Source organism: Actinomadura madurae (assembly GCF_900115095.1).
GTDB classification, from domain to species: domain Bacteria; phylum Actinomycetota; class Actinomycetes; order Streptosporangiales; family Streptosporangiaceae; genus Spirillospora; species Spirillospora madurae.
The window spans coordinates 1-8,141 of sequence record NZ_FOVH01000043.1 but is presented as its reverse complement, the minus strand read 5'-3'; the positions used below and the strand labels follow the sequence as shown (position 1 = coordinate 8,141).

10 protein-coding genes are annotated in these 8,141 nt (G+C 72.6%); 5 read left to right on the top strand and 5 right to left on the bottom strand.

Translation table 11 applies throughout. The annotated features are described in order from the left end of the window. Window positions 1-123: 123 nt before the first annotated feature. Both BM339_RS47215 and BM339_RS47210 read right to left on the bottom strand, forming a co-directional pair. Window positions 124-714: a DUF4291 domain-containing protein gene (locus BM339_RS47215; protein ID WP_075025097.1), complete on the bottom strand. Its 591-nt coding sequence runs from the start codon at window positions 712-714 to the stop codon at window positions 124-126. A 34-nt stretch (window positions 715-748) separates the two neighbouring features. Continuing rightward, window positions 749-1,456 (bottom strand): TetR/AcrR family transcriptional regulator, encoded by a 708-nt coding sequence (locus tag BM339_RS47210; protein WP_177287948.1) that lies wholly within the window; start codon window positions 1,454-1,456, stop codon window positions 749-751. 80 nt (window positions 1,457-1,536) lie between these two features. Between BM339_RS47210 and BM339_RS47205 the strand changes: the two genes are divergently transcribed. Both BM339_RS47205 and BM339_RS47200 read left to right on the top strand, forming a co-directional pair. Continuing rightward, window positions 1,537-2,433, top strand: a complete 897-nt coding sequence (locus BM339_RS47205; RefSeq protein ID WP_075025096.1) for a TIGR03620 family F420-dependent LLM class oxidoreductase — start codon at window positions 1,537-1,539, stop codon at window positions 2,431-2,433. A gap of 194 nt (window positions 2,434-2,627) precedes the next feature. After that, entirely contained in the window at window positions 2,628-2,807 is a 180-nt protein-coding gene (locus tag BM339_RS47200) for a hypothetical protein (protein WP_075025095.1), read from the top strand. Here the strand turns inward: BM339_RS47200 and BM339_RS47195 are convergent. Further along, window positions 2,777-3,433, bottom strand: coding sequence for a response regulator (locus BM339_RS47195; RefSeq protein WP_177287947.1), 657 nt, complete (start codon window positions 3,431-3,433; stop codon window positions 2,777-2,779). The genes BM339_RS47200 and BM339_RS47195 overlap by 31 nt on opposite strands. A gap of 8 nt (window positions 3,434-3,441) precedes the next feature. After that, window positions 3,442-4,578 (bottom strand): sensor histidine kinase, encoded by a 1,137-nt coding sequence (locus BM339_RS47190; protein WP_218163954.1) that lies wholly within the window; start codon window positions 4,576-4,578, stop codon window positions 3,442-3,444. A gap of 158 nt (window positions 4,579-4,736) precedes the next feature. Between BM339_RS47190 and BM339_RS47185 the strand changes: the two genes are divergently transcribed. The 3 genes from BM339_RS47185 to BM339_RS47175 are packed head-to-tail and all read left to right on the top strand — an operon-like array spanning window position 4,737 to window position 7,194. After that, window positions 4,737-5,642, top strand: a complete 906-nt coding sequence (locus BM339_RS47185) for an ABC transporter ATP-binding protein (protein WP_021598181.1) — start codon at window positions 4,737-4,739, stop codon at window positions 5,640-5,642. Then, window positions 5,639-6,415: a hypothetical protein gene (locus BM339_RS47180; RefSeq protein ID WP_075025093.1), complete on the top strand. Its 777-nt coding sequence runs from the start codon at window positions 5,639-5,641 to the stop codon at window positions 6,413-6,415. The genes BM339_RS47185 and BM339_RS47180 overlap by 4 nt, the downstream gene beginning before the upstream one ends. Further along, window positions 6,412-7,194 carry an ABC transporter permease gene (locus tag BM339_RS47175; RefSeq protein WP_021598179.1) on the top strand — a complete coding sequence of 261 codons (783 nt, stop codon included), beginning with the start codon at window positions 6,412-6,414 and terminating at the stop codon, window positions 7,192-7,194. Before BM339_RS47180 ends, BM339_RS47175 begins: the two co-directional genes overlap by 4 nt. A gap of 81 nt (window positions 7,195-7,275) precedes the next feature. Here BM339_RS47175 and BM339_RS47170 read toward each other — a convergent pair whose 3' ends face one another. Then, complete coding sequence (locus BM339_RS47170; RefSeq protein WP_021598178.1) at window positions 7,276-7,584, bottom strand: hypothetical protein; 309 nt, start codon at window positions 7,582-7,584, stop codon at window positions 7,276-7,278. Between the last annotated feature and the right edge of the window lie 557 nt (window positions 7,585-8,141).

The window sequence follows — 8,141 nt, the reverse complement described above, 5'->3', positions numbered from 1 at the left end:
GGCGGGCGCGGTTGGTGGGCGGGCGCGGTTGGGCTTTGGTGGTGTGGGGTGTGGGCGGGCGTCGGGGGTTGACTCGGTGTCGGTGAAGATTTGCGGCGGCGGGTTGTGGGTGGGTGGCTGTGGTTAGGGGGCTCCTAGGCGGTGGGCTATGGGTGGGGGGAGCGGGTACGGGCGTTCTTTTGGGAGTAGGGCCTTGGCTTGGGGGGTGCGGCCGGCTTTTAGGTGGTCGTGGATTTTTCGGGCTAGGGGCGTGCGGTCTTCTACGTCGAGGATCCAGTCGTCGACGTAGCGGTCGATGATGTGGCGGCTTAGGCCTACCTGGATGCTGCGGGCCTCTAGTTTCTGACCACGGAGCGAGCGTTCGGGGTCCCACTGGACGTGCACGACCGCTTCGGCGAAACGGCGGCGCCACTCGTCCGAGCTGCGGAAGACGCGGCGGTCCGGGTCGGTCGGGACCGCCAGGGTCAGGGCCTCCTCCCAGCCCTCCCGGCTGATCCTGACCGCGAGGATCATCTCCTGGCCCGCCTTGCGGGCCCAGTCGCTGCGCGCCATCAGCCAGAGGAACGACGGCTTGATCCAGGTCATGCGGTGCCGGGAGAACGGCGGGACGAACGTGTTGTGCTCGACCGCCGGGGCGCCGATCTCACGGGTGTACGCCTGGTAGACGGTGATCGAGTCACGGTCGTGGATGGCGCGGATCTCGCGTGTGCGCATGGTCCGGTCAGGGTGGCGCAGGCGGCGGTGGCGCTCAACCGGATTTCGCGGCGGCCGTCCTGCGGCGGTGGGCCTTCTGGCGGCAGGACGCGCCGCAGTAGCGGGCGGGACGGCCCGTGGACGCGCAGGTGAGGGGGGCCGCGCAGACTTCGCAGCGAGTTTCGTTATGCAGCTTGCTTGGTGTTTCGTCTTGTTTCGTTACGTAGCGGAGGGCGTCTAGGGCCAGCGCTGTCATGCGTCCTTCGGTGCCGTGCTGCCTTTCCATCAGCATCGCGCCGCCCAGCAAGGCGCGGACCTCGTGGACGTCCACGTCGGCGCGCACCTCGCCGGCGGCCTGCGCCCGGCGCAGCAAGGCGTCGAGGGCGACGGTGAACTGCTCGTCCAGGCCACAGGCGTCGAGCGTCCGAAGGTCCGTCGCCAAGGCGTCGCACAGGGAGTGGTTGTACATGGCGCGCTCCACGACCCGCATCAGGAATCCGTAGAACGCTTCGGCGGGGTCGGCAGCATCCGCGAGGGCCTGTGCCTCACGAATGATCTCCTCGATCCGCTGTGTTACGACCGCCTCGAAGAGAGCTTCCTTGGTGGGGAAGTTGCGGTAGACGGTGCCCGCTCCGACGCCCGCGCGACGGGCGATGTCGTCGAGCGGGACGAGGCGCCCGTCCGAGGCGAACGCCTCATAGGCGGCCTGGAGGATGCGCTCTCGGTTCCGGCGCGCGTCGGCGCGCCGGGGTCGTTCCGCCAAACCTGGGCCTCCTTGACAAGCGGGGCGAGCGTTCCGGTACTGTCCTAAGCGGGTTGCTGGTTCCGATTATAGGAGGGTCGATGACGGCGGTGGACGAGGCGCGCGGCAGGCTGGGCAGGGTCGGCGTCGCGCTGGTGACGCCCATCGCGCCCGCCGAGGAGTGGCGGCGGGCGGCGCGGCGCGTCGAGGAGGCGGGCTACGGGGCGATCTGGCTGAACGAGGCCATCGGCGGCCGTGAGGTGTTCAGCCAGATGGCCATGATGCTCGCCGCGACGGACCGGATCGCGTTGGGTTCGGCCATCGCGAATCTCTGGGCGCGCCACCCCGCCGCCATGCAAGGCGCGGCCGCGGTGCTGGGTGACGCCTATCCCGGCCGGCTGGCCCTGGGGGTCGGCGTCAGCATGGGTGCGATCGTCGAACAGAGCGGACAGAAGTGGACGAGCCCCCTAAAAAGGATGCGCGAGTACCTTGACGGCATGGACGCGTCGGCGGGCGCGGCCCCGGTGCCCGACGTGCCGTTCCCCCGCCTGGTGGCGGCGCTCGGCCCGAAGATGCAGGAGCTGGCCCGGGACCGGGCGGACGGCGCCCTCCCCGCCGCGATGCCCGTCGAGCACACCAGGGCCACCAGGGAACGGCTCGGCCCGGACAAACTGCTCGTGGTGATGCAGGCGGCCATCCTGGAAGCCGCCCCGGAGAAGGCGCGCGGCATCGCACGGGGCACCCAGATGCTCGAAATGCCGGGTTCGCCCTACGTCCGCTCTCTGAAGACCCTCGGCTACGACGACGCGGCGCTCGCCGGCGGCGGGTCCGACGAGGTCATCGACGCCTGCTTCACCTGGGGCGACGAGACCGCCATCGCCAAGCGGGTTCAGGACCACCTGGACGCCGGTGCCGACCATGTCGGCGTCACCGCCTTCGCCCCGGATCTGCCCTCCACCGCCTCCCACTACGAGCGCCTCGCCCCGTTCCTCCTCTGACCCCGGCGCCGAAGCCGACTCCGGACCGTCTTGCGGAAGGCGCCAGGTGCCCCGGCCTGCGCGAGAGCGCGGCCTCTTCGTGCCGTCGGCGCCCCCAGCGCATGGCCGTCCTCTGGTCCCGGCGACATCGGCCCGCCGCGCCGCCAAGGCCGGAGCCGACCGCCGCGCCTGGAACAACGACTGAGGGACCGCGCGTGGCCGTGCTGATGTCGGACGAAGTGCCGCTGGACGACCTCGCCTACGCGGGGGTGCGCATCACCGATGCGGCGGGCGGACCCGCGGTCAGCGGGGGCGGCCGGGACGAGGACGCCCTGGCCGCCTGGCGCGAGGCGGGCCCGCGCGATCAGCGGGGGCGGATCAGGCCGGTCTCGTAGGCGGTGATCACCAGCTGGGCGCGGTCGCGGGCCTGGAGCTTGGCCAGCAGGTGGCCGATGTGCGTCTTCACCGTGGCGGGGCTGAGGTGCAGGTGTTCGGCCAGCTCGGCGTTGGACAGGCCCCGGGCGATGAGGATGAGGACCTCGCGTTCGCGGTCGGTGAGGGCGTCCAGGCCCTCCGGGGGCGGCTGGACGGGGCCGGGGCGGCGGACGAACTCGGCGATCAGGCGGCGGGTGACCGTGGGGGCCAGGAGCGACTCGCCGGACGCGACGACGCGGATCGCGGAGAGGAGGTCGGCGGGCGGAGTGTCCTTGAGCAGGAAGCCGCTCGCCCCCGCGCGGAGCGCCGCGTAGACGTAGGTGTCCAGGTCGAAGGTCGTGAGGATCAGGACGCGGACGTCCGGGAGGTCGGCGCAGATCCGCCGGGTGGCCTCGATGCCGTCCATCTCGGGCATGCGGACGTCCATGAGAACGACGTCGGGGCGTTCGCGCTCGGCCAGCGAGACCGCCTCGGCGCCGTCGCCGGCCTCTCCGACGGTGCGCAGGCCCGGCGCGGTGTCGATCAGGACGCGGAAGCTGCCGCGCAGCAGGGCCTGGTCGTCGGCGACGAGGACGCTCAGATCCAACGGTGTCCCTAGCTCTCGTACGGGAAGGCGGCCGACACGGCGAAACCGCCCTCGGGACGGGGCCCGGCGGTGAAGTCGCCGCCGTACATCATGACGCGCTCGCGCATGCCGATGAGGCCGTGCCCGTCCCCGCCCGGCAGGACGCGGACGCCGGGCCCGTCGTCGGTGACGTCGATGCGCATCCGGGCGCCGTCGGCCGCGACGCGGACGCGGCAGCGGGCGGGCGCGGCGTGCTTGACGACGTTGGTGATCGCCTCCTGCACGATGCGGTAGGCGGAGAGGGCGACGCCGTCGGGGAGGTCGCCGGTGTCGACGTCCAGATCGACATGGACGCCGGCCATCGCGGCGCGGTCGGCGAGGCCGGACAGCTCGGCCAGACCCGGGGAGGGGGTCAGCTCGTCGTCGGCGGCGCCGGTGCGCAGGACCCCGAGGAGGTACCGCATCTCGGCGAGTGAGGAGCGGCTGGTGGCCTCGATGACGCGCAGCGCGTCGAGCGCCTCCTCGGGCCGCGCCTCGGCGACGTGGACGGCCACGCCCGCCTTGACGGCGATGAGGCTCATGCTGTGCGCCACGACGTCGTGGAGTTCGCGGGCGATGCGGAGCCGTTCGTCGGAGACGGCCTGGTCGGCGAGGCGGCGGGCCGAGCGGGCGGCCTGGGCGCGGCGCTCCCGGACGACGCGGCCGAGCGTCCAGGACGCGCCGAGGACGGCGAGGCCGAGCAGGATCTTGCCGGCGATCTCGGCATGGCGGCCGGCGGGCCCGACCATGGCGCCGCCGAGGATGAACAGGCCGCTTGCGGCGCCGATGAGCGACGTGGGGATCCAGCGGCGGCGGCGCCGGGTGAGCGCGACCGGGTACAGGGCGTACGCGGCGGCGGCGTAGGAGTCCCAGGGCAGGTCGACGACCAGCATGGCGGTCGAGGCGGCCAGGGTGACGGCGAAGACCGGAACGGGCCACAGGCGCCGCAGGGCGAGCGGCAGCCCCGCGGCGGGGATGAGCACGGCGGCCATGAGCATGGAGCCGCCGCCCGCGGGGAGCGTCAGCATCACCAGCAGGTAGAGGATCGCCGCTCCGGCGTCCAGGCCGATGAGGCCGCGCCGGCTGAGCCGCCTGAAGACCGGGGAGCGCAGCTCGGATTCGTCCACGGCACGAAGGTAGCGGGCGGGGCGGGGCCGACGCCTCGTGCCGGCGGACGTCATACCAGGGTCTGAGCGGGGGCGGCAGCCTCGGAGCACGGTCGCACGCGCGGTTCCCGACCACGTTCCGATGTGGGACGGGGACGTTCCGTAGGACCGTCGACCGCATGATCGAGGTACGTGAGCTGACGAAGCGCTACGGCCGGACGACCGCGGTGGACGGCCTGTCCTTCGTCGTGAGACCGGGCACGGTGACGGGGTTCCTCGGCCCGAACGGGGCCGGGAAGTCGACGACCATGCGCATCCTCCTGGGGCTCGACAAGGCGACGTCCGGTTCGGCGCTGATCAACGGCGGCCCGTACACGGCGTTGCGCCGCCCGATGCGGGAGGTGGGGGCGCTGCTGGACGCGAGCGCCGTGCACGGGGGGCGGCGGGCGTACGACCATCTCGGCTGGCTGGCGCGCAGCAACGGGATCGGGATGCGGCGGGTCGCGGAGGTCCTGGAGCAGGTGGGCCTCGCCGGGGTCGCGCGGAAGAGGGTCGGCGGGTTCTCGCTGGGGATGCGGCAGCGGCTGGGGATCGCCGCCGCGCTGCTCGGCGACCCGGGCGTGCTGATGTTCGACGAGCCGGTGAACGGCCTGGACCCGGACGGCGTCCGCTGGATCCGCGAGCTGATGCGGGCCCTCGCCGCCGGCGGCCGGACGGTGCTGATCTCCAGCCACCTGATGAGCGAGATGGAGCTGACGGCCGACCGGCTGATCATCATCGGGCGCGGCAGGCTGATCGCGGACACGTCGGTGCGGGAGCTGGCGGACCGGTTCCGGCGCGGGGTGGTCGTCCGCTCGCCGCGCCCGGCCGACCTGACCGCCGTGCTCGCCGGGGCCGGGGGCGCCGTCGAGCGGGTGCCGGACGGCTCCCTCTCGGTGACCGGGCTGGACGTCGCCGCGATCGGCGACGCGGCCGCGGCGCACGGGATCCCGCTGTACGGGGTGACGCCGCACAGCGCGTCGCTGGAGGAGGCCTACATGGAGCTGACGGCGGGCAGCGCCGAGTTCGGGGCGGTGGCCTCGTGATCGACGCGCTCGCGGCGGAGTGGTACAAGCTCCGGACGGTCCGCTCGACCTTGGCCATCGCCGGGACGATCGCGGTGTTCATGCTGTTGTGCGTCCTGTGGTCCTTCTACGTCGCCCGTTACTGGGACGGCCTGTCGGCCGCGCGGAGGGCGACGGCGAGGTCGGCTCCGGCGGAGCAGCCGCTGGCCGTGGCGCTGCCGGTGTGCGCGGTGGTGCTGGGTGCGCTGACGCTGACGTCGGAGTACTCGTCCGGGATGAACCGGACGACGCTGGCCGCGCTGCCCCGTCGGCTCCCCCTGTTCGCCGCCAAGGCGGGGGTGGCGGCCGGGGCCATGTTCGCCGCGGCCGTGGCGTCCCTGGTCGTCGGGGCCGCGGCGGGCAGGGCGATCGTGGGCGACCGGCCGGTGGCCACGTTCCAGGGTCCGGTGGCCGACGTCGCCGCCCACCTCCTGTGGCTGGGGCTGACGACGGCGGCGATCACGCTGATCACGTTCGGGCTGGGGGCCGTGCTGCGCTCCACCGCCGGGACGATCACGGCGGGCATGGCGGTGCTGTTCATCCTGCCCGCGCTCGCCCAGCTGCTGCCGTCCCCGTGGGACGAGCGGATCTGGTCGGCGCTGCCGGGCAACCTGTCCGACCAGATCGCCGGGGCGCCGGGCTCGTCCGGCGCCCACGGAGTCCTGTCGCCGCCCGCCGCCGTGGCGCTCCTGGCGGCCTACGTCGTGATCGCGCTGGCGGCGGGCGCGTTCTCGCTCATCCGGAGGGACGCATGACGGGCGACGCGGTCGCGGCCGAATGGCGGAAGCTGCGCTCCGTCCGGTCGACCTACTGGATCATGGCGGTGACGTTCGGGTTCCTCCTGGTCGTCCTGCTGCTGGCCCTGCAGTCGGCGCATGTCTGGGACGGCCTGTCCGCGGAGCGCCGCGCGGAGTTCCGGCTGCGGCCCCTCCAGGAGCTGGCCGGGTGGGTGGCGTCGCTGTGCCTGGCGATCCTCGGCGTGCTGACGGTGACGTCCGAGTACCGGACGGGCATGATCCGGACCAGCATCACCGCGATTCCGGCCCGCCGCACGCTGCTCCTGGCCAAGGCCGCGGTCGTCGGGACGGTCGCACTGGTCGCCGGCGAGGCGGTGACGGTCTGCGCGTTCCTCGGGTCGCGGCTCGTCGTCGGCGACCGGCCCTTCGTGGACCAGCAGGAGTCCATCGCGCACGATCTGCCGAGTTTTCTCGTCTCGGGCACGGTGGTCCCGGTCTTCGCGCTGCTCGGCCTGGCGCTCGGTGTGCTGCTGAGGTCCACGGCGGGATCGCTCGTCTCGGTGGTGTTCGTCTGGCACGTCCTACCGCTGCTCGTCATCCATCTGCCGCAGCCCTGGAGCGATCGCGCCGCGTCGGTCATGCCCGGTGCTCTGCCCCACCAGATGTCCAGCCTCAGCGCGGAGAACTCCATATACGGGGATCTGCTGTCTCCGGGGATGGCGACCGCGGTACTGCTGGCGTACGCGCTCGCGCCGCTCGCGGCCGCCGCCTTTGTGTTCGCCCGGCGGGACGCCTGAGCCCCTGGAACCACCAACGGCGGCGTCCCGTCATGGGGCGCCGCCGTTCACTCATGGAAGCCCGCTCACAGCAGGCGAGGCTCAGCCGGCCTGCAGGGACGTCGCCCGGACCGCCAGGCGCTCGCGGAGCATGTCGATGGCCTCGTCGATGCGGGGCGCGGCGGCCTGGGCGCGCACGCGCCGGCCGTCCAGCTCGACGACCGCCTGGGCCAGGGCCGGGCGCGGCAGCGACCGGTCGGCGACGACGCTCAGCGTGACCTGGACGGAGGTGACCCCGCGGGCGGCGGAGAGCGCCTTCCAGACGGCCCGCTCGGCGGCGGCGCGTTCGTGGGCCGAGACATCGCCCGAGGTCAGGAACCGGATCTCCGGTCTCTCACGGGTAGCGTTCATGGTGGTCCCCCAGATGCGAGGTTGTGATCGCCCATCGGAAACGGGGCGGCTGCGGCCGCCCCTCTGAATGGTCGAACGTCGGGAGCGTCCACGATCACGCCCGAGCCGGACGAGAGCTTCGTCACTCGGCCGCCGCCGGGGAGGCGGGCACCCGGAATGTTCACCATAGTAAGAGACCATCGACAATCACGCGTCATACGACCGTCGGCGAAATGCCCTGTCAGGATTGGACGGGGTCATTGCCGGAGAACGGCGGACAATTCGCGCACCAACGGTGACCCGGAGGGCAGGGAAATGACCGTCCGGCCAACGCTCTTGTGACGGCGACGCCACGTTCCGCAGCCGGTCCGCCACCGGCGGCACTGGTCACGGGCCGTGCCCGCCGCGAACGCCCACGTCGAGCGCCGAACGGCCGCTCCCATCGGAACTGCCATTCATACTTCCCAAAAACCGGTCCGCATCCTCTAAGTGCGTGTTTGAGAAGGATCTTGTTATAGGTATTCGAGGGGGCGCCGGCGTTGACGGACGGCGGGCTGCCCGCCGCGGGCCATGCGGCG

Coding starts and splice junctions, on each gene's coding strand:
- BM339_RS47215 (WP_075025097.1), bottom strand. CDS start 714: ATGCGCACACGCGAGATCCGCGCCATCCACGACCGTGACTCGATCACC.
- BM339_RS47205 (WP_075025096.1), top strand. CDS start 1,537: ATGACGGCGGTGGACGAGGCGCGCGGCAGGCTGGGCAGGGTCGGCGTC.
- BM339_RS47185 (WP_021598181.1), top strand. CDS start 4,737: ATGATCGAGGTACGTGAGCTGACGAAGCGCTACGGCCGGACGACCGCG.
- BM339_RS47175 (WP_021598179.1), top strand. CDS start 6,412: ATGACGGGCGACGCGGTCGCGGCCGAATGGCGGAAGCTGCGCTCCGTC.
- BM339_RS47170 (WP_021598178.1), bottom strand. CDS start 7,584: ATGAACGCTACCCGTGAGAGACCGGAGATCCGGTTCCTGACCTCGGGC.